21 protein-coding genes are annotated in these 21,567 nt (G+C 71.9%); 1 reads left to right on the forward strand and 20 read right to left on the reverse strand.

Features of this window, described 5'->3' with window-relative positions:
* Nucleotides 1-26 precede the first annotated feature (26 nt).
* From AMYBE_RS0117540 to AMYBE_RS0117600, 13 genes are all read right to left on the reverse strand, one after another.
* A complete protein-coding gene (locus AMYBE_RS0117540; RefSeq protein ID WP_020660696.1) occupies nucleotides 27-2,285 on the reverse strand; it encodes a polyribonucleotide nucleotidyltransferase in 2,259 nt (752 codons plus the stop codon).
* A gap of 232 nt (nucleotides 2,286-2,517) precedes the next feature.
* Nucleotides 2,518-2,787 carry a 30S ribosomal protein S15 gene (gene rpsO, locus AMYBE_RS0117545; RefSeq protein WP_020660697.1) on the reverse strand — a complete coding sequence of 90 codons (270 nt, stop codon included), beginning with the start codon at nucleotides 2,785-2,787 and terminating at the stop codon, nucleotides 2,518-2,520.
* Between the two features lie 169 nt (nucleotides 2,788-2,956).
* A complete protein-coding gene (gene thpR / locus AMYBE_RS0117550) occupies nucleotides 2,957-3,439 on the reverse strand; it encodes an RNA 2',3'-cyclic phosphodiesterase (protein ID WP_020660698.1) in 483 nt (160 codons plus the stop codon).
* Between the two features lie 6 nt (nucleotides 3,440-3,445).
* Nucleotides 3,446-3,922 (reverse strand): helix-turn-helix domain-containing protein, encoded by a 477-nt coding sequence (locus tag AMYBE_RS0117555; RefSeq protein ID WP_020660699.1) that lies wholly within the window; start codon nucleotides 3,920-3,922, stop codon nucleotides 3,446-3,448.
* Between the two features lie 144 nt (nucleotides 3,923-4,066).
* Entirely contained in the window at nucleotides 4,067-5,032 is a 966-nt protein-coding gene (locus AMYBE_RS0117560; RefSeq protein ID WP_084470056.1) for a bifunctional riboflavin kinase/FAD synthetase, read from the reverse strand.
* Nucleotides 5,033-5,072: 40 nt separating this feature from the next.
* Complete coding sequence (gene truB / locus AMYBE_RS0117565; protein ID WP_084470058.1) at nucleotides 5,073-5,987, reverse strand: tRNA pseudouridine(55) synthase TruB; 915 nt, start codon at nucleotides 5,985-5,987, stop codon at nucleotides 5,073-5,075.
* Between the two features lie 143 nt (nucleotides 5,988-6,130).
* Entirely contained in the window at nucleotides 6,131-7,447 is a 1,317-nt protein-coding gene (locus AMYBE_RS0117570; protein WP_020660702.1) for an MFS transporter, read from the reverse strand.
* A gap of 122 nt (nucleotides 7,448-7,569) precedes the next feature.
* Complete coding sequence (locus AMYBE_RS0117575; protein ID WP_020660703.1) at nucleotides 7,570-8,394, reverse strand: PhzF family phenazine biosynthesis protein; 825 nt, start codon at nucleotides 8,392-8,394, stop codon at nucleotides 7,570-7,572.
* 231 nt (nucleotides 8,395-8,625) lie between these two features.
* Nucleotides 8,626-9,963: an MATE family efflux transporter gene (locus AMYBE_RS0117580; RefSeq protein WP_020660704.1), complete on the reverse strand. Its 1,338-nt coding sequence runs from the start codon at nucleotides 9,961-9,963 to the stop codon at nucleotides 8,626-8,628.
* 179 nt (nucleotides 9,964-10,142) lie between these two features.
* Nucleotides 10,143-10,829: an MBL fold metallo-hydrolase gene (locus tag AMYBE_RS0117585; protein ID WP_020660705.1), complete on the reverse strand. Its 687-nt coding sequence runs from the start codon at nucleotides 10,827-10,829 to the stop codon at nucleotides 10,143-10,145.
* Between the two features lie 13 nt (nucleotides 10,830-10,842).
* Nucleotides 10,843-12,195 carry an MFS transporter gene (locus tag AMYBE_RS0117590; protein ID WP_020660706.1) on the reverse strand — a complete coding sequence of 451 codons (1,353 nt, stop codon included), beginning with the start codon at nucleotides 12,193-12,195 and terminating at the stop codon, nucleotides 10,843-10,845.
* Complete coding sequence (locus tag AMYBE_RS0117595; protein ID WP_020660707.1) at nucleotides 12,192-12,620, reverse strand: MarR family winged helix-turn-helix transcriptional regulator; 429 nt, start codon at nucleotides 12,618-12,620, stop codon at nucleotides 12,192-12,194. The genes AMYBE_RS0117590 and AMYBE_RS0117595 overlap by 4 nt, the downstream gene beginning before the upstream one ends.
* A gap of 42 nt (nucleotides 12,621-12,662) precedes the next feature.
* Nucleotides 12,663-13,673, reverse strand: coding sequence for a DHH family phosphoesterase (locus AMYBE_RS0117600; protein ID WP_020660708.1), 1,011 nt, complete (start codon nucleotides 13,671-13,673; stop codon nucleotides 12,663-12,665).
* A gap of 25 nt (nucleotides 13,674-13,698) precedes the next feature.
* On the opposite strand from AMYBE_RS0117600, the gene AMYBE_RS0117605 reads away from it, so the two are divergent.
* Nucleotides 13,699-14,733, forward strand: coding sequence for a TRM11 family SAM-dependent methyltransferase (locus tag AMYBE_RS0117605; RefSeq protein ID WP_020660709.1), 1,035 nt, complete (start codon nucleotides 13,699-13,701; stop codon nucleotides 14,731-14,733).
* 5 nt (nucleotides 14,734-14,738) lie between these two features.
* Here the strand turns inward: AMYBE_RS0117605 and AMYBE_RS0117610 are convergent, their stop codons facing one another.
* The 7 genes from AMYBE_RS0117610 to rimP all read right to left on the reverse strand — a co-directional run bounded on the left by AMYBE_RS0117610 (nucleotide 14,739) and on the right by rimP (nucleotide 21,470).
* Nucleotides 14,739-15,572, reverse strand: a complete 834-nt coding sequence (locus tag AMYBE_RS0117610) for an alpha/beta hydrolase (RefSeq protein ID WP_020660710.1) — start codon at nucleotides 15,570-15,572, stop codon at nucleotides 14,739-14,741.
* A 4-nt stretch (nucleotides 15,573-15,576) separates the two neighbouring features.
* Complete coding sequence (rbfA, locus tag AMYBE_RS0117615) at nucleotides 15,577-16,050, reverse strand: 30S ribosome-binding factor RbfA (protein ID WP_020660711.1); 474 nt, start codon at nucleotides 16,048-16,050, stop codon at nucleotides 15,577-15,579.
* Nucleotides 16,051-16,083: 33 nt separating this feature from the next.
* Entirely contained in the window at nucleotides 16,084-16,377 is a 294-nt protein-coding gene (locus AMYBE_RS0117620) for a DUF503 domain-containing protein (protein ID WP_020660712.1), read from the reverse strand.
* Between the two features lie 66 nt (nucleotides 16,378-16,443).
* A complete protein-coding gene (gene infB / locus AMYBE_RS0117625; RefSeq protein WP_020660713.1) occupies nucleotides 16,444-19,428 on the reverse strand; it encodes a translation initiation factor IF-2 in 2,985 nt (994 codons plus the stop codon).
* Nucleotides 19,429-19,516: 88 nt separating this feature from the next.
* On the reverse strand, nucleotides 19,517-19,819 hold the full coding sequence (locus tag AMYBE_RS0117630; protein ID WP_051124735.1) for a YlxR family protein: 303 nt from the start codon (nucleotides 19,817-19,819) through the stop codon (nucleotides 19,517-19,519).
* Between the two features lie 89 nt (nucleotides 19,820-19,908).
* Complete coding sequence (nusA, locus tag AMYBE_RS0117635) at nucleotides 19,909-20,955, reverse strand: transcription termination factor NusA (protein WP_020660715.1); 1,047 nt, start codon at nucleotides 20,953-20,955, stop codon at nucleotides 19,909-19,911.
* Nucleotides 20,952-21,470, reverse strand: a complete 519-nt coding sequence (gene rimP / locus AMYBE_RS0117640; protein ID WP_020660716.1) for a ribosome maturation factor RimP — start codon at nucleotides 21,468-21,470, stop codon at nucleotides 20,952-20,954. Before rimP ends, nusA begins: the two co-directional genes overlap by 4 nt.
* Nucleotides 21,471-21,567: the final 97 nt, after the last annotated feature.

Genomic DNA, 21,567 nt, shown 5'->3' on the forward strand with positions numbered 1-21,567 from the left:
GGAGGCCCTCGATGGAACTGCGAGCCTTACTTGGCTTCGGTCTTCTCCGCCGCGTCGGCGTCGCCTTCGGCCGGCTTGGCGGCCTCTTCTTCCTTGACGACGATCAGGCTGATCTTGCCGCGGTTGTCGATGTCGGCGATCTCGACGCGGATCTTGTCGCCGACGTTCACCACGTCCTCGACCTTCGCGATCCGCTTGCCGTTGCCCAGCTTCGAGATGTGCACGAGGCCGTCCTTGCCCGGCAGCAGCGAGACGAACGCGCCGAACGCGGCCGTCTTCACCACGGTGCCGAGGAAGCGCTCGCCGACCTTCGGCAGCTGCGGGTTGGCGATGGCGTTGATCTTGTCGATCGCCGCCTCCGCCGACGGGCCGTCGGCCGCGCCCACGTAGATCGTGCCGTCGTCCTCGATCGAGATGTCGGCGCCGGTCTCCTCGGTGATCGAGTTGATCATCTTGCCCTTCGGGCCGATGACCTCGCCGATCTTGTCGACCGGGATCTTCACCGAGGTGACGCGCGGGGCGTACGGGCTCATCTCGTCCGGGCCGTCGATCGCCTCGGCGATGACTTCCAGGATGGTGAGGCGAGCGTCCTTCGCCTGCTTCAGCGCGGCGGCGAGCACCTCGGACGGGATGCCGTCGAGCTTGGTGTCCAGCTGCAGCGCGGTGATGATGTCCTTCGTGCCGGCGACCTTGAAGTCCATGTCGCCCAGCGCGTCTTCGGCGCCCAGGATGTCGGTGAGGGCGACGTAGCGGGTCTCGCCGTCCACCTCGTCGGACACCAGGCCCATCGCGATGCCCGCGACCGGGGCCTTCAGCGGCACGCCGGCGTTGAACAGGCCCATGGTGGACGCGCAGACCGAGCCCATCGAGGTGGAGCCGTTGGAGCCCAGCGCCTCGGAGACCTGGCGGATCGCGTACGGGAACTCGTCCCGCTTCGGCAGCACCGGCACCAGGGCGCGCTCGGCGAGCATGCCGTGGCCGATCTCGCGCCGCTTCGGCGAGCCGACGCGGCCGGTCTCGCCGGTGGAGAACGGCGGGAAGTTGTAGTGGTGCAGGTAGCGCTTCGTGGTCTCCGGGGAGAGCGAGTCGATCTGCTGCTCCATCCGGAGCATGTTCAGCGTGGTGACGCCCAGGATCTGGGTCTCGCCGCGCTCGAACAGCGCCGAGCCGTGCGCCCGCGGGATGACCGCGACCTCGGCCGAGAGCTGGCGGATGTCGGTCAGGCCGCGGCCGTCCATCCGGATCTTCTCGGTGAGCACGCGGGTGCGCATGATCTTCTTGGTCAGCGCTTTGAACGCACCGCCGACCTCCTTGTCACGGCCTTCGAAGGCTTCGCCCTCGCCGAGGCCGAGCTTGGCCAGCACGGTCGCCTTGACCTCGTCGGTCGCGGCGTCGCGCTCCTGCTTGCCGGCGATCTGCAGAGCCTTGGCCAGTTCGTCGGACGCGATCGCGGCGACGGCCTCGTAGATGTCCGGCTGGTAGGCCGGGTACACCGGGAACTCGCCGGTCGGCTTCGCGGCGTCGGCGGCCAGGCGCTGCTGCGCCTCGCACAGCACGCGGATGAACGGCTTCGCGGCCTCGAGGCCCTGCGCGACGGTGATCTCGTCCGGCGCGGTGCCGCCCGCGGCGATCAGGTCGAGGGTGTGCTCGGTGCCCTCGGCCTCGACCATCATGATCGCGACGTCATCGGCACCGTCACCGACGATGCGACCGGCGACGACCATGTTGAAGGTCGCCTTCTCGAGCTGCGACCAGGTCGGGAACGCGACCCACTGGCCTTCGATCAGCCCGACGCGCACGCCGCCGACCGGGCCGGAGAACGGCAGGCCGGCGATCTGGGTGGAGGCCGACGCGGCGTTGATCGCCAGCACGTCGTACGGGTCGTCCGGGTTCAGGCTCTGGACGGTGATGACGACCTGGATCTCGTTGCGCAGGCCGTCGGCGAACGACGGGCGCAGCGGGCGGTCGATCAGGCGGCAGGTGAGGATCGCGTCGGTCGACGGGCGGCCCTCGCGGCGGAAGAACGCGCCGGGGATGCGGCCGGCGGCGTACATCCGCTCTTCGACGTCCACGGTCAGCGGGAAGAAGTCGAAGTGCTCCTTCGGGTGCTTCGACGCCGTGGTCGCCGACAGCAGCATGGTCTCTTCGTCCAGGTACGCGACGACAGCGCCGGCGGCCTGCTTGGCGAGCCGGCCGGTCTCGAACCGGACGGTGCGGGTGCCGAAACGGCCGTTGTCGAGAACGGCTTCGGTTTCGAACACGGTGACTCCGGTGGAGTCGGTCATATGGTCAATCTCCTCTTTGGTTCCTTCTGTCGGCGCGAGTCTCCCACCTTGGGACTCGTTGTGCCCGAGAACGCTTGAGGAGCAGGCCGGTCTTCGATCGAAGCCCCCGGGCCCGTGCCCGGGAACCACTACCGAGGACCGGCGAAACCTTCCTCCAGCGCGCTCGCGCCGTGTAGTGCCGTGCTTGCGGCGAGGGGGAGCGACCCGGTGGCCACTCCCCCTCGTCAGCACGCTATCGACGCAGGCCGAGCCGCTTGATCAGCTCGCGGTACCGCGCCACGTCCACCTTCTCCGTGTAGTTCAGCAGCCGGCGGCGACGGCCGACCAGCAGCAGGAGACCACGGCGGGAGTGGTGGTCGTGCTTGTGGGTCTTCAGGTGTTCGGTGAGGCCGACGATCCGCTTGGTCAGCAGAGCGACCTGGGCCTCGGGGGATCCGGTGTCCGAGTCGTGCAGGCCGTACTCGGCGAGGATCGACTTCTTCTCTTCGGTGGACAGCGCCACTGGTGGTGCTCCTTGTGCATCTAGTGCCGTGAGGCCCGCACCGCGCCACGCGGCCGGGTAAGACGGTCTCGGCCGCCACGGACTGCAGCCGGACCCAGTTGTCAAGGCTACCAGCCGCTTTGCCCTGCCCTTCACTCACGTGCGGCTACCGAGGCGCGGCCGCGCCCGCTCAGCTGCCCGGCCGGCCCAGCGGCCAGCTGGCGAGCGTGCGGTACGGGCTGCCGCCGCCCATCAGCTCGACCCGGTCCACGGTCCAGACCCGGCTGCGGAATTCCGCGAGCCGCTCCGTCCAGGCAGCCGGATCGTGTGCGCGGGCGAGCCGGGCGAGCGTCAGGTGCGGGCGGTACTCCCGTTCCGGCTCGGCACCGGCGGCGGCGGCGAGACCGGCGAGGCCCTCCCCCGCCACTCCCAGCCACAGCACTCCCGGGAATGTTCCCGAACCGGACAGCCGGACGTCAACGGAGTTACGGCCGGCCAGCGCGGCGGCGAGGAACCTGGTGCGTTCGGCCGGGTCGGCTTGGCCGTAGAAAGCGAGCGTGACGTGCCATCCGGCCGGATCCGTCCAGCGCAGCGACTCGCCTCGCGGGCCGAGTGCGCGCGCGACCTCCGCCGCGACGTCGGCGGGCGGGCGCAGCGCGGAGAACAGCCGCACCGGCGGTTACGGAGCGGCCGCGCCGGCCCGGCGGAGCAGGTCGGCGATCGCCGGGAAATCCTCGTCGAGCAGTTTCGCCGCCTCCCCGAGGTCCTCGTCCTCGGCCACGTCGCGGATCGCGGCGAGCAGCCGCTTCTCGTTCGAGTTGACCGGGATGTTGTCGCGTCCGACGGTCGGCCGGGAGTCGCGGACGTCCTCCAGCGCGGCCTGCATCGCGTCGCGGTCGCCGGCGGCGACCTCGGGCACCAGGATCTTGCGTTCCAGCATGATCATCCGGGCCAGCACCACCGGGTTGCCGATCTTCGCCCGCCGCCCGCTCATCACCTGGCTGAGCATCGGCGCGCTGATGCCGAGCACCTCGGCCAGGAACGCCTGCGACACGTCGAAAGCGACCACCAGCCTGCGCACCCGATCGCCCAGCGGCTCCCCGTACCACTCCCGTTGCAGCGCGATGTTCCGCTGGACGATCTTGTGGTCCTCCACCTGCTCCGCTCCCCTAGCGCTGTCGTCTCGCGGCGGGTGCCGCGCGACCTGCTGTCCCGCCCCGGCGCCGGGGCTCATCTTGCCATCTGGAACGCCCGGGCACGGGCGGAACGCCCGAATCCGTCCGTGCTCCGCCGCGGCGGTTCAGCCGTCCGAGCCGAGCGTTTCCCTGGTCCGGGCCACGTCCTCGTCGATTTTGCGCACCAGATCGCCCGCCTGGACGAACCGCTCCTGGTCGCGCAACCGGGTGACGAAGTCCAGCGCGACGTGCTGGCCGTAGAAGTCCTCGTCGACGTCCAGCACGAACGCCTCGACAGTGCGCTCGCGTCCGGAAAACGTCGGGTTCGTCCCGACCGACACCGCGGCGCGCAGCCGCCGGGCCGGGTCGTTGAGCCGGCTGAACCAAGCCGTGTAGACGCCGTCGGCGGGCACCGCCGCGAACCGCGCGGTGGACAGGTTGGCGGTCGGGTAGCCGAGGTCGTGGCCGCGCCCGTCGCCGCGGACGACGATGCCCTCCAGCCGGTGCGGCCTGCCCAGCGCGTCCGCCGCCGCGACCACGTCGCCGGCGTCGATGCACGAGCGGACGTAGGTGGAGGAGAAGGTGATGTCGTTGGCGCCGCGGTCTTCGTCGAGCGAGCGGCCCTGCAGTTCGGCGCCGAACGCGACGAAGCCGAACCGGCGGCCCAGCTCGCGCAGCAGCGCGACGTTGCCCGCGGCCTTGGCCCCGAACGTGAAGTTGTCGCCGACCAGCACCGCGGCCGCGTGCAGCCGGTCCACCAGGACCTCGTGCACGAACTCGTGCGGGCTGAGCCGGGACAGCTCCAGGGTGAACGGCAGCACGCAGAAGACGTCCACGCCGAGCCCTTCGACCAGCTGTGCCTTGCGGCGCAACGTGGTCAGCTGCGCGGGATGGCTGCCCGGGCGGAGCACCTCGGACGGATGCGGGTCGAAAGTGAGCACCACGCTCGGCACGCCGCGCTCGGCGGCCGCCTGCACGGTGCGCTTGATCAGTTCCTGATGCCCTCGGTGCACGCCGTCGAACACGCCGATGGTGACCACGCACCGGCCCCAGCCGCCCGGGAGGTCCCCGAGCCCACGCCAACGCTGCACTGTCGTCAACTCTCCCCGCACCCGTGCTGTTTGCCCCACCCTATGCGGGCAGGAGGACCACGACCGAGCGGGCCACGCCCTCGGCGTCGGCCGCCAGCGCGAGAACATGGCCGTCCGGACCGAACAGGCCGTAGGTGCCGTCGATGCCCGCGGCCGGGATGCGCCGGCCGTACTGGACGGCCTTGGCGGTGGCCCCGTCGAGGTCCCGGCGCGGGAACGCGGCGGCGACGGCGGCATCGAGGTCGAGGGAGAGTTCGGGTGCCTCTTCAAGCTGGTCGAGAGTGCGCGCGCGAGCGAGCGAGAACGGCCCGACCGTGGTGCGGCGCAAGGCTTTCAGGTGCCCGCCAATGCCGAGCCCGGCGCCCAGGTCGCGGGCCAGCGCGCGGACGTAGGTGCCGGACGAGCACTCGACGACGGCGTCGATTTCGATCCGGTCCGTTTCGCGGCGAAGGCCGAGAACGTCGAACCGGAACACCGTGACCGGCCGGGGCGGCAGGACGACGTCTTCCCCCGCGCGGACCCGCGCGTAGGCGCGTTTCCCGTCGATCTTGACCGCGGAAACGGCGCTCGGCACCTGCTGGATGTCCCCGGTGAGGGCGGCGATTCCTGCGCCGATCTGCTCTTCCGTGACCGCGGCGATGGCCTCCGGGGCAGCCTCGGCCAAGCCCTCGCCCTCGGCGTCGTCGGTCGTGGTGGATCGGCCGAGCTGCAGGGTGGCGAGGTAGGTCTTGCGGTCGAGCGCGAGATGGCCGAGCAGTTTGGTCGCGCGTTCGATGCCGAGCACGAGGACGCCGGTGGCCATCGGATCGAGCGTGCCGGCGTGGCCGACCTTGCGGGTGCCCATGATCCGCCGTGCGCGTGCGACCACGTCGTGGGAGGTCATTCCGGCCGGCTTGTCGACGATCAGGAGTCCGGGCGGCGGGGCGGGACGGGACGGTTTTTTCGGGCTGGGCACGGCGGGAACCCTACCCAGGGCGGGAGTCGGTGCGACGGCTGGGTTTCGGCCGGGGCTGGTTGTCGCGGCGGGTGCCGTGAAGGGAACAGTGAGGTACTCAGAGTCCCTCAATGTTCCCTTCACGGACTTGGGGCGGGGCTCGGTCAGGCGGCCGCGCCGACCGGTTCCAGCGCGCGATCCCAGCGACGCCGCCGGATGTGCACCGGAACTTCTTCCCCTCGTGCTTCCGCTTCGAACACCGACGCCCGGGCCCGTCGCCACCACACCAGCATCCGGAACGAGCCGACCGCCAGCACGGCCACCACCGCGAGCAGCGCGATCCGGAAGTTGCCGCCGGTCCACTGCAGCAGGACGCCGATCGCCAGCGCGGTCACGGTAGTCGCCAGGAATCCGCCGACGTTCACCACGCCGGTTGCCGTCCCGACGCGCGACAGCGGGTTGTAGTCGCGCGCCAGCGCGAAACCGATCATCGACGCCGGGCCGCCCAGGGTGAGGAAGGCGAACGCGGGCACCAGCACGCCCACCGGGATGTGGCCGTTCCAGCCGAGCAGCACCGCCCACACGCCGGCCGCGCCGATCAGGTAGCCGATGACCAGCGGGACCCGCGCCACCGGGTACCGGCCGATCACCGCGCCCAGCAGCGGGCCGCCGGCCATCGAGCCGAACACGAAGACGGTCAGCAAAGCGCTCGCGGTAGCTGGCGGCAGGCCCTGTCCCTGCACGAGGAAAGGCAGGCCCCACAGCAACGTCAGCACGTTCGGCGCGAACATCGTCGCGAAGTGGACCCAGAAGCCGAGCCGGGTGCCGGGCGTCTGCCAGGCCAGCCGGATCTGCTCGCGCAGGTGTCCCACGCGCACCGGTTCGCGCCTCTTCTCCGGCACGCCTTCCGGGGTGTCGCGGACGCGCAGGGCGACCGGGACCGAGTACAGCACCGTCACCGCGCCGACGGCGAGGAAGGTGACTGTCCAACCTGGACCGTCGAGGAGCAGGGTGAGCGGTACCGTCGCGGCGAGGTTGCCGAGGTAGCCGACGGCGGACGTGAAGGACGCGAGCAGCGGGTAGCGGTGCGCCGGGAAATGCGCTGCGACGAGGCGCAGGACGCTCACGAAGGTGAGCGCGTCGCCGAGACCGAGAACTCCGCGGGCGACCAGGCCGAGGGCGTAGCTGTCGGCCAGGCCGAGCAGCAGCTGGCCGCTGCCGAGGATCAGGGCGGCGGCGGTCAGAACGCGGCGCGGGCCGTAGCGGTCGACCAGGACGCCGGTGGGGATCTGCATCGCGGCGTACACACCGACCTGCAGGACGGTGAAGATGCCGAGCGCCGCGGACCCGACGCCGAAGCGTTCGGCCGCCTTCAGCCCGGCGACGCCGAACGAGGTGCGGTGAAAGACGGCGAGCAGGTACACCGTCACCGCGGTGAGCCAGATGAGCCAGGACCGGACAGGGGCGCAGCCGGCGGGCAACAAGGGTTCCTCCAGGGAGCAGGCGGGCGGGCGGGTTCGGGCAGGGAAAGACGCCGACGCTGCCGCCCCGACAGTTGTATCGCCTCAGCAACCTCGATACGTACCTGTTACCCCGGTGGCATTCACCACAGATCAACTTCTCCCCGGATTCCGACGACCGTGTCGCCGCCGACCCAGACGTCCTCGCCGTCCCGCCGGACGTGCACCCGGCCCCGCCGGCCGAGCCGCGTGCCCTGCGCCGCGACGTACGACTCGGGCGCGATTCCGTCGCCGATCAGCCACTGGCCGAGCGCCGCGTTGAGGCTGCCGGTGACCGGGTCCTCGACGGTGTCGCTGAACGCGCGGACCTCGAACGCGGTCTCCGCGCCGGCCGGCTGCTCCCCCGCGACGCCGACCTTGAACCGGCCGAGCGCGGCGAAGTCCGGCTCGATCGCGAGGACGGTCGCGGCGTCGCGCAGCAGCAACGCGACCCAGCCGGGTCCGTTGTCCGCCCAGGCCGCGCCGAGGACGTCGGCGTCGGCGAGGTGCAGACCGCGCTTGACGACGGCGAGGTCGGCGTCGTCCACTGGACCGCTGCGCCGCAACGGAGGCGCGGCGAACGCCAGCCGGTCCTGCTCGTCCCGCCGCACCCGCACCAGACCGGCTCCGCATTCCTGCACGAGGTGCCCCGCTTTCGGCACTCCCCCGGCGGCCAGCCACGCCCGCGCCGAGCCGAGCGTGGGATGCCCGGCGAACGGCAGCTCGCCGCCCGGGGTGAAGATCCGCACGCGGTAGTCGGCGGCCGGGTCGGACGGCGGCAGCAGGAAGGTGGTCTCGCTGAGGTTCGTCCAGCGGGCGAACGCGGCGAGCCGCTCGTCGGCGAGGCGGTCCGCGTCGTGCACTACGGCGAGGGGGTTGCCAAGGGTGAGCTCGTCGGTGAAAACGTCGATCTGGGTGAACTTCGGCATGTGCCCCAGCCTTGCATCCCGTCGCCGGGCGGGGCGAGCGAGTTATCCCGGCCGGGGCGGCGGGCTGAGGCGACGGGCGGGAGCGGCGGGCCCGGGGGGCGGCCGAGGGTACGGGCCCAGCGCGGCGGCAGAGGTGCCCGCTCCTCCTCCGGCGGGATGCGGCTGGACACCGAGGCACCACCTCGGCGGCAAGCGGTGCGGCCCAGCGTCTGCCCGCCCGGACTCAGACCGTCAAGCCTCCCGTACCGCGCCGACCACGGCCCACCGTCCGGACCGCCATCGGGCCACCACGGCAGCCAGACGGAACAGCATGAACAGCGACAACCCGGTCCAGATCCCGCTCAGTCCCCAGCCGAAGGCGAGCGACAGCCAGATCAGCGGCAGGAAGCCGACACCGGCGCTGACCAGCGTCGCCGTGCGGAGGAAGGCGGCGTCCCCGGCGCCGAGCAGCACCCCGTCGAGAGCGAAGACCACTCCGGCGATCGGTTGCAGCGCCACGAAGAACCACCAGGCGTGCGGGATCTGTCCGAGCACGCCCGGATCGGACGTGAACGCGTGCGGCAGGACGCTCCACAGCGCGGCGAACACGACGCACAGGAAGCAGCCGAAGATCAGGCCGTAGCCGGTGATCTGGTTCGCGACGCCGCGGGCCTGCCGTTCGCGGCCGCCGCCGAGTGCGGCGCCGACCAGCGATTGCGCGGCGATCGCGACCGAGTCCAGGACCAGCGACAGGAACGTCCAGAGCTGCAGCACGACCTGGTGCGCGCCGACCGCCTCGGTGGACGTGCGCGCGGCGACCGCGGCGGCCGACACGAAGCACGCCTGGAACGCGAAGCTGCGCAGCACCAGGTCCCGGCCGAGGCCGAGCTGTGCGCGCATCACCGGGAAGTCCGGCCGCAGCGGCACCCGTTCCCGCACCAGCGCGGCGATGAACAGGGACGCCGACACGACCTGCGCGACCACGTTCGCGATCGCCGAACCCTCCAGCCCGAGACCGGCGACGTAGACCAGGACCGGGCACAGCACGGCGGAGATTCCGTTGCCCGCCAACACATATCGCAACGGCCGGGCCGCGTCCTGCACGCCGCGCATCCAGCCGTTGCCTGCCATCGTGACCAGGATCAGCGGCGCGCCGAACAGAGCGATCCGCAGCCAGGACACGGCCGCCGCGGCGATTTCGTCGCTGCCGGAAAGCGCACGGGCGATCGGGCCGGCCAGCAACTGCCCCGCGACCAGCAGCACCAAGCCGACCAGCACGGCCAGCCAGGTGGCCTGCACGCCTTCCCGGACCGCGTCGGGGCGCCGGCCGGCGCCGTGCAGCCGGGCGGTGCGCGAAGTGGTGCCGTAGGACAGGAACGTCAGCTGGGTGGAGACCTGGGACAGCACCACTCCGCCCAGCGCGAGACCGGCGAGCGGCAGCGCGCCGAGATGGCCGACGACAGCGGTGTCGACCAGCACGTAGAGCGGCTCGGCGGCGAGCACGCCGAGCGCGGGCACGGCGAGCCCGAACACCCGGCGGGGCGGAATGCGGTCGTCGCGCAAGGCGGCGGCCGTGGCGTTTTCGGACACGAGGAAAGGGTAACGAGCAGGACCGACAATTCCGGCAGGGAGGAGCGCGAAGACACCGGAGAAGCCGGATTCCGAGAGTAATTCCGCTTGGCCGGCAACGAGAATCACACCTTCGGGAAGGAGGTGGCCGCCCCGGGCACGACCGCGCCGCTCACGACCGCGCCACCGAGGACGACCCGTCAGGCCAGGTTCGCCGCCAACCGGCTGAGCGCAGCGGCCGCATCACGCAGAACCGGCCCGTGCCCGCAACACACTGTGCGAGGCTGAAGATCAGCCAGCCAGCGGACCGCCTCGCGGTTGCGCCGCGGATCGGGCGTGAAGGGCCGAGGCGGTTCGTACAAGCCGGGCTTCCCGGTCAGCGGATGCTGTGTGGTGAGCACGTCGCCGCAGACGAGCAGGCGGTCGCGTTCGCGCCAGAGCACCACGTGGCCCGCCGAATGGCCGGGCGTCTCCCGCACCACGAAGCCGGGGCCGACCAGGTCGCCTTCCACCGCCCGCCGGGTCACCGCGACCGGCGGGAATCCGCCGGCGCCCAGCCGGCGCAGCAGGCGTCCGGACAGGGCGCGCGAGAAGACCTGCCGCCCATCCCGCGCCGCGGGCGCATCTCCAGCACCCACTGCGATGCCCTCCAGCCCGAAGCGCTCGACCACGCCCGCGGAACCGCCGATGTGGTCGCCGTGGGCGTGGGTGACCACGTGCGCGGCGACCGCGCGCCCGTCCAGCGCCGCGAGCAGTTGAGGCAGGCTGGCCGAAGTCCCGGCATCGACCAGGACGTCCCCGAGCAGGTACGCGTGCACCTCGACGCGCGCCGAGAGGGTGATTTGCAGTACGTCGTCCGCCACCGCGCGGACCGAGGCGGGTTTCATCTGAAGCACCTTTCTACCGAGGAGAGCGGTCGAATACGACGACCGCGGCAAGCAGCACCGCTACGCCGGCGACGGCCAAGGCGAGCCGGTGCAGCCCGGTGTCGCCGACCGGAGAGCCGAGAGTGAACGCGAGCAGGCTGGCGGACAAGATCGCGCCGAGGTACTGCGCGGTGCGCAGCAATCCGGCGGCCACGCCGACCTGCCCGGGCGGGGCTTGGGCGTACATCGCGGCCTGGTTGCCGACCGGATTGAGCCCGCTGGCCATGCCGGTCGCCGCCATCACCGCGACCACCAGCACGAGGGAACTGTCCGCGCGCACCCAGAGCAGCAGACCCGCGGCGAGCAGCAGGACCGCGGCGCCGGCCTGGATCGGCCCTCGGACGCGACGACCGCGCGCCGCCCAGGCGGCGCCCGCCGCGGAGAGGACCGACATCGGGAGCAAAACCAGTCCGGCTGCCGCCGAGGACAAGCCGCGCGCGGTTTCCAGCCATTGGGTCAGCCCGTAGATCACCCCGTAGGACCCGAGAAACGCCAGCCCGTTGCGGAGATAGGTCATCAGCAACGGCCGGTTGCCGGCCAGCACGCGCAGGTCGAGGAACGGGAACTCCCGGCCCCGCTCCCAGCACGCCAGCGCCGCGAGCAGAGCCGCCAGGACCGGCGTCAGCCACCAGCGCAGGCTCATGAGGAGGAACGCCAGCGTCGTGACCACCGCCGCGAACAGCACCGCGCCGAGCACGTCGAACCGGCTGCGCGGCCGCTCGGAGTCCGGCGGCGGATCAGGCGGCAGCCAACGCAGCGCGGTGCCGAACCCGATCGCGGCCAGCGGGACGTTCACCGCGAAGACGGCGGGCCAGCCGGCCGCGCTGACCAGCAATCCGCCCAGGAGCGGCCCGACGGTCGCGGCGGTCATCGAGGCGAAGGCCAGCGAGCCCAGCACCCGGCCGGGCGCGGTGCGGCCCAGCCGCTGTTCCTGCGCGGCGATCATGCTGATCGCGGCCGGATACGCGGTCGAGGTGCCGATACCGATCAGCACCCGCACGACCACCAGCCAGCCGAACGGCGGTCCGGCCGCCCCGGCCAGCCCGGCGGCGCCGACGAGAACGAGCCCTCCGAGATACACCCGGCGCGGCCCGGCCGCGTCGGCCAGGCGGCCCATCACCGGCTGCGCGACCGCGCTCGCCAGGTAGAGCCCGGACAGCAGCCACGCGACGTCTCCCGCCGGCACCGCGTAGTCCCGGCCGATCGGGGCCAGCGCGGTCGCGATCATCGTCGAGTTGACCGGGTTGAGCATCGACCCGAGGAACACCGGGGCGAGGAACCGCGCCCCGAAACCGATGCCATCCGCCGGCGTCGCGACCGCAGTCACTCGGTGACGCCCAGCCGCTCCAGCAACCCGATCACCGCGACCAGCTCAGCGCGTTCGGCCTCGTTCAGCCGGGTCCGCATCGCCTCGACCAGCCACGCCTGCCGCAACTCCCGGCCGTGCGCCAATGCTTCCGCGCCCGATTCGGTCAACGACAGCAGCACCCGCCGCCGGTCCTCGGCATCCGGCAGCCGGGCCGCCCAGCCGCGCGTCACGAGTGCGTCCACCACGTGCGCCATCGACTGCGGCCGCACCCGCTCCAGGTCCGCCAGTTCCTTGGCGGTCAGCGCTCCCCGCTCGGACAGCCAGCCCAGTACCGCCTGTTGCTGCCCGGTCAGCCCGCCCGCCGCGGTGACGCTCTCGGCGCGCCTGGCCAGCACCCGGATCGCCCCGCGCAGGCGGGCAGCCGCTTCCTCCAGCTCTTCCATATAGACAGCATAGCTGTTTAACAGCAAGGCTGTCTATCCTCGTCAGGACGCCCGCAGCAGCGGAGCCCTCCCCAGCGCCTCCCGCAGCCGGTCCAGGACCTCGTCCGCCGAGCCGGCCACCGTACAGCCCGCCGCCCTCCGGTGCCCTCCCCCGCCGAACTCCGCGGCCGCCGCCGAGACATCGACGTCGCCGGCCGAACGCAACGAGACCGTCCACACTGGACCCGGCGCGGTTTCCTTGAGCACCGCCGCCACCCCGGCTTCCCGCGTCGCGCGCACGACGTCGATCACCGACTCGACCTCTTCGCTGCGCACCGTCGCCGCCTCGGCGGCCCGCACCACCGTGTGGACAAGGCCAAACCCTTGCGCCCCTTCGGGTTCCAGACACGCCTCGGCCAGCACCGCGGACAGCATCGGCAGCCACGCGAACGGGTGGTCGTCGACGATCCGCCGCGACACCTCGCCCGGGTCGGCGCCCGCCTCCAGCAGGCGTGCGGCGATCCGGTGCGTGTCCGGGCTGGCTCGCCGGAAACCGCTCGTGTCGGTGACGATCCCGGCGTACAGCGACCGCGCGGCGGGCGCGTCCAGCTCGGCCCCCATCGCCTCGATGATCCGGGCCACGAGCACCGCCGTCGCTTCCGCGCTTTCGGTCACGACATGGTGGGTGCCGTAATAACCGTTCGTGGCGTGATGATCGACCACCAGCACCGAACCGCCCGATTCCCGGGCCGCGGCGACCCTCGGCGCCAGCCTTCCCAGCCTCGACAGCGTCGGCGTGTCCAGCGCGACCAGCAGTCCGTCGACCGGCGGGAGGTCGACTGGCTTGGTCAGCAGGCCGTCGACGTCCAGCCAGGCCAGGGTTTCCGGGGCTTCGTCCGGCTCACCGAAGGAGACCCGCACCTTCGCGCCGCGACGATGCAGCACGTGGCCGAGGGCGAGCGCGCTGCCGAGCGCGTCGGCGTCCGGGCGCACGTGGCCGAGCAGCGTCACATCGGTGGCCCCGGCCAGCAGGCCGGCGGCGGTCTCAATGTCCTGTACCAGGGAAGGCGTCACGATGCGTCACGCTACGCTCTGCGGAATGCCTGAGTACGTGATCCTCGTCCTTCCCTCCGCCAACCGGGTGTACGCCGCGTCGTCGCCGGCGCTGCTGCGTGCCGAACTGGCGGCGTTCGGTGCCGGCCTCTCCGCTGAGCTGTCGGCGATCGACGAGGTCGAACTCGGCGGCGTCGGCTACGTCAAGTTCGCCTGCGCCGCTCCGCTCGGCGAGCGCGACCTGGCGCTGCTGTCGAACTTGTCCTCGCTCTACGCCCTGTTCGAACTGGGCGACGGCATGCTGCGGCCGGTACCGGTCCATCCGCTCGCGCACGCGGACTCGGACCTGCTGACCATCCAGAAGTACCCGGGCAAGACCAACGAGCAGTTCACCAAGCTGCTGCTCAACCTCACCCTGCTGGCGACCGCCTGGCCGGCCGACTGGACCGAGCGGCCGCTGCACCTGCTCGACCCGCTGTGCGGGCGCGGAACCACACTGAACCAAGCCATGATGTACGGCTTCGACGCGACCGGACTCGACGTCGACGGGCGCGATTTCGAAGCGTACGAACAGTTCATGAAGACGTGGCTGCGCACCAAACGCGTGAAACACACCGCGGAGTCCGGCCAGCTGCGCCGCAACAAGGCCCGCCTCGGCCGCCGGCTGGACATCGAGTACGCGTTCGACAAGGACGACTACAAGGCAGGCCGCACCCGCAAGCTGAGCTACCTCAACGCGGACACGCTCACCACCGACGAGGTGCTCCGCCCGGCGTCCGTGGACCTCATCGTGACCGACGCGCCGTACGGCGTGCAGCACGGCAGCCACCGCGAGACCGGCCTGGCCCGCAGCCCGCGCGACCTGCTCGCCGCGGCGATTCCGGTGTGGAACCGGGTGCTCCGGCCCGGCGGGGCGATCGGGATCTCCTGGAACACGCACGTGCTGCCGCGCGAAGAGCTGGTGGAGATCCTGGAACGGGCGGGGCTGCAAGTGCGGTCCGGCGGACCGTACGAGGAACTGGCGCACCGGGTGGACCAGGCGATCGAGCGGGATCTCGTGGTGGCGGGGAAACCGGCCTGAGCGGGCTACTTCAGCCGCGGGCCGACGAATCGCAGCACGTCCGGCAGGACTGCGCGCCAGTAGTCCGCGGTGTGCCCGCCCGGGTCGACGTGCGAAACCGCCGGCCGGGCGCCGCTGATCAGTTGCCGGTTCGCGGCCAGGAACGGGTCGCTCGACCCGCACCACACGCCCAGGCCGGACGACGGGAGTTCGTCCAGGTGCTGCAGCGGCTCGACCGCCGACCAGTCCGCTGACGACGCGAAGATGCCGCGGGCCCGTGCTTCCGGCCAACTGCGGAACAGGGCCGCGCTGCACGTCGCGACGGTCGTCACCGAGCGTTGGCGCCGGGCAAGGTTCAGCGCTCCGAAGCCGCCCATCGAGATGCCGAGGGCTCCGGTCATCGGGCCGAAGCCCGCTTCGGCGATCCAGCCGGGAAGTTCGTCGGTGAGCATCCGGTACGGGTCGTCGTCGCCGTCGGGCACCCAGTAGTGCTCGCCGTCGACCGCGACCACCGCGAAGGGCCGGACCCCGGACCGCACCGCCGCGGTGAGGGCGGCGGGCAGTCCGAGGTCCAGGAAAGAGCGGGCGTTCGACCCGCGGCCGTGCAGTGCGACGCAGACCGGCAGTCCGGTGCCCGGCACGCCTTCCGGCGTCACCAGCACCACGTCGACGTCCTTGCCGCGGGCCATCGACCGCCTGCGGCGGATCGTGACCGGCGGGGTCAGGGGCGCCCGGCCGGCGGACGAGGCAGCCGGGGGCGGCGCAGCCACCGGGGCGGAGTGCCCGGAGCAGGCGGCGAGGAGCGCCACGGCACTGCCGAGCAGCACTCCGCGTCGCGAGACACCGGGCTTCGAACGCATCGCTTCAGCCGCGCGTCTCCTCTTCAGCGGGCTCCTCGTCCTCTTCGGTGCGAGGAGCCTTGTACGGATCCGCTTCGCCGGCGTGCTGCGCGCCGGTGGCCTGGCGGGCCACCTCAGCGTCCGCTTCGCGGGCCTTCGCGAGCAGTTCCTCGATGCGGCGGGCGTCGTCGGGGACGCTGTCCGCGACGAAGGTGAGCGTCGGGGTGTAGCGAACGCCGGTGCCCTGCCCCACCTTGGTGCGCAGGACGCCGCGGGCGGCCTCCAGCGCGGCGGCGGCGCTCGGCAAGTCCGGCTCCGCGTCGACGGTCTCGCCGAGCACCGTGTAGTACACCGTGGCGTCGTGCAGGTCCGCGGTGACGCGGGCGTCGGTGATGGTCACCGCACCCAGCCGCGGGTCCTTGATGTCGTGTTCGATCGCCGACGCCACGATCTGCGAGATCCGCTTGGCGAGCTTGCGAGCCCGAGCAGGATCAGCCATGGCTTGTGATCTCCTTCTCCGGATTTCGTGGTTCTAGTCGTCCGGACCCAGCAGCCGACGGCGGGCGGACAGGAGTTCGAACTCCGGGCGGCCCGCCGCGAACCGCTCGCACGAGTCAAGCAGGTCCCGGACGTGTTCGCCGTCCGCGGCCACCGCCGCTACCCCGATCAGGGCGCGCCGGTGCAGGTCCAGATGTCCCGCCTCGGCGACCGAGACGGCGAACCGTTTCCGCAGTTCGGCCACGATCGGCCGGACCACGGATCGCTTCTGCTTCAACGAATGCACGTCGTCGAGCAGCAGGTCGAGCTCGAGGGCTCCGACAAACATAGGCAGCGAAGTTGTGCCGTGAGCGCGGTCCGGGGTGCGCACTGGGCGCACCCCGGACCGGGTCACTCACGCGCGGGGCTTCTCCCGCTGTTCGTAGGTCTCGATCACGTCGTCGACCTTGATGTCGCTGTACGAGCCCAGCGTGAGACCGCACTCGTACCCTTCCCGGACCTCGACCACGTCGTCCTTGAACCGGCGCAGCGAGTTGATCGGGAGGTTCTGCGCGATGACGGCGCCGTCGCGCAGCAGGCGGGCCTTGGCGTTGCGCCGGATCTCGCCGGACATGACCAGGCAACCCGCGATCGTGCCGATCTTGGAGGACTTGAAGACGTCGCGGACCTCGGCGCGGCCGAGCTCCACCTCCTCGTACTCCGGCTTGAGCATGCCCTTGAGGGCCTGCTCGATCTCGTCGATCGCCTGGTAGATGACCGTGTAGTACCGGACGTCGACGCCCTCGCGGGTGGCCCGCTCGGTCGCCTTGCCCTGTGCCCGGACGTTGAACCCGAGGACGATCGCGTCGGACGCGGTCGCCAGGTCGATGTCCGACTCGGTCACGCCGCCGACGCCGCGGTGAACCACGTTCAGTTCGACGTCTTCGCCGACGTCCAGCTGCAGCAGCGCCGCTTCCAGAGCCTCGACCGTACCCGAGTTGTCACCCTTGATGATCAGGTTGAGGCTGCTCGTCTCCTTCAAGGCGGAGTCGAGGTCCTCGAGGCTGACCCGCTTGCGCCGCGACGCGTTGAGCGCGTTGCGGGTGCGAGCCGACCGGCGCTCGGCGATCTGCCGGGCGACGCGGTCCTCGTCGACCACCAGGAAGGTGTCGCCCGCGCCGGGCACCGAGGTGAACCCGATGACCTGGACCGGACGCGAGGGCAGCGCCTCGGTGACGTCGACGTTGTGCTCGTCGACCATCCGGCGGACGCGGCCGTAGGCGTCGCCCGCCACGACCGAGTCGCCGACCCGCAGCGTGCCGCGCTGGACCAGCACGGTCGCCACCGGGCCGCGGCCGCGGTCGAGGTGCGCCTCGATCGCGACGCCCTGGGCCTCCATGTCCGGGTTGGCCCGGAGGTCCAGCGCGGCGTCCGCGGTCAGCAGGATCGCCTCGAGCAGGCCGTCGATGTTGATGTTCTGCCGCGCGGAGATCTCGACGAACATCGTGTCGCCGCCGTACTCCTCGGCGACCAGGCCGTACTCGGTCAGCTGCTGCCGGATCTTGTCCGGGTTCGCGCCTTCCTTGTCGATCTTGTTGATCGCGACCACGATCGGGGCCTTGGCGGCCTGCGCGTGGTTGATCGCCTCGACCGTCTGCGGCATCACTCCGTCGTCGGCCGCCACCACGATCACCGCGATGTCGGTGGAGTTCGCGCCACGGGCACGCATGGCGGTGAACGCCTCGTGACCCGGGGTGTCGATGAAGGTGATCAGGCGCGGGTTGCCCTCGAGCTCGGTCTCGATCTGGTACGCACCGATGTGCTGCGTGATGCCGCCGGCCTCGCTCTCGCGGACCTTCGTCTTCCGGATCGTGTCCAGCAGGCGGGTCTTACCGTGGTCGACGTGACCCATGATGGTCACGACCGGCGGCCGCACCTGCAGCTCGTCCTCGCCGCCCTCGTCCTCGCCATACGTGATGTCGAAGGTCTCGAGCAGCTCGCGGTCCTCCTCTTCGGGGGACACGACCTGGACGACGTAGTTCATCTCGCCGCCGAGCAGCTCCAGGATGTCGTCCGACACGGACTGCGTCGCGGTGACCATCTCGCCGAGGTGGAAGAGCACCTGCACCAGCGAAGCCGGGTTGGCGTCGATCTTCTCCGCGAAGTCGGTCAGCGAAGCGCCGCGCGGCAGCCGGATCGTCTCGCCCTGGCCCTTGGGCAGGCGGACGCCGCCGACGCTGGGCGCCTGCATGTTGTCCATGTACTCCTGGCGCTTCTGCCGCTTCGACTTGCGGCCCTTGCGCGAGGGTCCACCGGGACGGCCGAACGCGCCGGCCGTGCCGCCGCGACCACCGGGGCCGCCACGGCCGCCGCCGCCACCGCGGAAGCCGCCGCCGCCACCGGCCGGAGCGCCGCCACCGGCGCCGCCCGGACGGAAGCCGCCGCCGCCACCGCCGCCACCGGGGCCACCGCCACCGGGACGGAAGCCGCCGCCACCGCCGCCGCCACCGGGGCCGCCGCGGAAGCCGCCGCCGCCACCACCGGGACGACCGCCGCCACCCGGACGACCTGCGCCGCCAGGGCCGCCACGGCCGCCGGCCGGTCCGGCCGGACGAGCGCGGCCCGGCATCATGCCGGGGTTCGGACGCGGGGGCATGTTGCCCGGGCTCGGCCGGTTGCCGCCGCCCTGGCCGCCGCCGGGACGCGGAGCCGGGCGGTCGCCGCCCTGGCCGCCGCCCGGACGCGGCGGACGGTTGTCGCCGCCCTGACCCGGACCGGGGCGCGGAGCCGGCGGACGCGGGGCCGGGGCGCCGGAGCCGACGCCGAACGGGTTGTTGCCGACCCGCGGGGTGCGCGGACCGGGCTTGGGGCCGCCGGGCTTGGGGCCCTGCGGCTTCGGCGGCACGACCGAGCCCGCGGACGGAGCGTCCTGCGGCTTCGGGGCCGGCTTCGCGGCGGCGGGCTCGGCCTTGGCGGCCGGGACCTGCGGCTGCTCCTGCGGGGCCGGAGTCTGGGCCGGCGCGGGCGGGCGCGGGCCGGGACGCGGACCGCCGGGCTTGGGGCCCGGGGCAGCCGGTTTGCCGGCCTGCTGGCCCGGCTTGCTCGCCGGGACCTGCTGCTGGGCAGCCGGGGCGGGCGCGGCACTCGGCTGCGGGGCAGCCGGACGCGGCGCGGCGCCGCCGGACGACGGGGCCGGAGCGGGCCGCGGGCCCGGGGTCGGGCCGGGCTTCTTCCCGCCCTTGGCGGGGTAAGCGTCGCGCAGCCGACGGGCGACGGGCGCCTCGACGGTGGACGACGCGGACTTCACGAACTCGCCCTGCTCCTTCAGCTTGGCGAGAACTTCTTTACTGGTGATCCCGAGCTCCTTAGCGAGCTCGTGTACACGGGCCTTGCCTGGCACAGCTCTCCTCATCTAGGGGAGGCCAGGCGGGGACCCGCTGACCTCGTCCTTATCGTCGCGCGTTCATGGCTTCAGCTTCACGGCTGACTCATGACGGGTCGACCTGCTTCCTTGTTTCCCGCGGCCCCGAGAACATCCCGGAGCCGTTGTCCGCGGCGAACGCGGCGTGCTCGTGCAGCCCGGCGGCGTCGAGCGCGCCCGGAGCCCGCAGGGCCCGGGGGAACGCTCGCTTCCGCTCGGCTTTGGCCAGGCAGTCCGGCCCGGGGTGCAACCATGCTCCCCGGCCCGGCAGCCGCCGACGTTCGTCGACGACCAGCCGCCCGTCCACCGCGACCACGCGCAGCAGTTCACCGGCCAATTCCCGTTTCCGGCAGCCGACACACGTGCGCACCGGTGACTGACGGTGACGCTGGAGGTCGGGGGTGTCCCCAGTAGCCGTTGGCGGGTCTTGCGCCGTTGTAGAGTCTAGCGCCTGCACCTTCAGTCAGCCGAACCGGTTGCCGCTGCGGGCCGCTCCCGGTCGGCGTGTGCTTGGTCACCCTCGGCCTCGGCGGGCGCGGCGTCGCTGCGGATGTCGATCCGCCAGCCGGTCAGCCGGGCCGCCAAGCGGGCGTTCTGGCCCTCCTTGCCGATGGCGAGCGACAACTGGAAGTCGGGCACTACGACCCGGGCCGTCTTCGCTCGCTCGTCGACGACCCGTACCGACACAACCTTCGCCGGCGACAGCGCATTCCCGACGAACTTCGCCGGGTCGTCCGACCAGTCGATGATGTCGATCTTCTCGCCGGACAGCTCGCTCATCACGTTGCGCACCCGCGCGCCCATCGGGCCGATGCAGGCGCCCTTGGCGTTCAGGCCGGGAACGGTGGAGCGGACCGCGATCTTCGAGCGGTGCCCGGGCTCGCGCGCCACCGCGGCGATCTCGACGCTGCCGTCGGCGATCTCTGGGACCTCCAGCGCGAACAGCTTGCGCACCAGGTTCGGGTGCGAGCGCGACAGCATGATCTGCGGCCCGCGGTTGCTGCGCGAGACGCCGAACACGAACGCCTTGATCCGGGTGCCGTGCTCGTAGGACTCCCCCGCGACCTGCTCGGCCTGCGGCAGCACGCCCTCGGTGTCGCCGACCTGGATCACGACCATGCCGCGGGCGTTGGCGCGCGCGTCGCGCTGGACGATCCCGGCGACGATCTCGCCTTCCTTGGCGGAGAACTCGCCGTAGGTCTTCTCGTGCTCCGCGTCGCGCAGCCGCTGCAGGATGACCTGGCGCGCGGTGGTGGCGGCGATCCGGCCGAAGCCTTCCGGGGTGTCGTCCCACTCCTCGTCGGTCTCGCCGTCCGAGGTGAGGGTGCGGGCGAGCACGCGGACCAGGCCGGACTTGCGGTCGATGTCGATCCGGGCGTGCGGCTGGTGGCCCTCGGTGTGCTTGTACGCGGTGAGCAGCGCGGTCTCGATGGCCTCGATGACCGTCTCGAAGGGGATGTCCTTGTCCCGTTCGATCGCCCGCAGCGCGGCGATGTCCACGTTCACTTCGACTCCTCCTTCTTCTGTTCTTCGTCCGCGGTCAGCTGTTTGAGGTCTTCCGCGGGCGGTTGCTTGAACTCGACCTCCACGACCGCCTTCGCGACGGACTGGTAGGACACGTCGGAAATCCGGCCCTCGGCAAGCACCCGCACGCTCTTCTCGCCGGCGTACCCGACCCGGGCGACGTAGCCGGCTCCCTCCACCGGGGTGATCTTGACCAGCCGGAAGCGCGCGCGCCGCCAGTGCCGATGCTGGGTGAGCGGCCGGTCCAGGCCCGGCGACGTAACCTCGAGCGTGTAGGCGCTCGCCAGCACGTGCTCGTTCTCGTCGAGGGCGGCGGAGACGGTGCGGCTGACCGCGGCGACCTCGTCCAGCCCGACCCCGTCGTCGGAGTCGACGACGACCTTCACCAGCTGTCGCCTGCCGGCTTGCTGCACCTCGAGCGAGTCGAGGTCGAAACCCGCGGTCTCGACGGCTGCGGCCACTATCGGCTCCAGCCGGCTGGCGAGTTCGTTGGGCACGTGGAGCACTCCTGTTCGGCAAGGTTGTCGGTGGAGGGACAAGCTTATCCTGCGCCCCCGCCTGGACGCGCGAGCGGCGGCGCACCCGGGCCGCCTG

The organism is Amycolatopsis benzoatilytica AK 16/65, from assembly GCF_000383915.1.
GTDB classification, from domain to species: Bacteria; Actinomycetota; Actinomycetes; order Mycobacteriales; family Pseudonocardiaceae; genus Amycolatopsis; species Amycolatopsis benzoatilytica.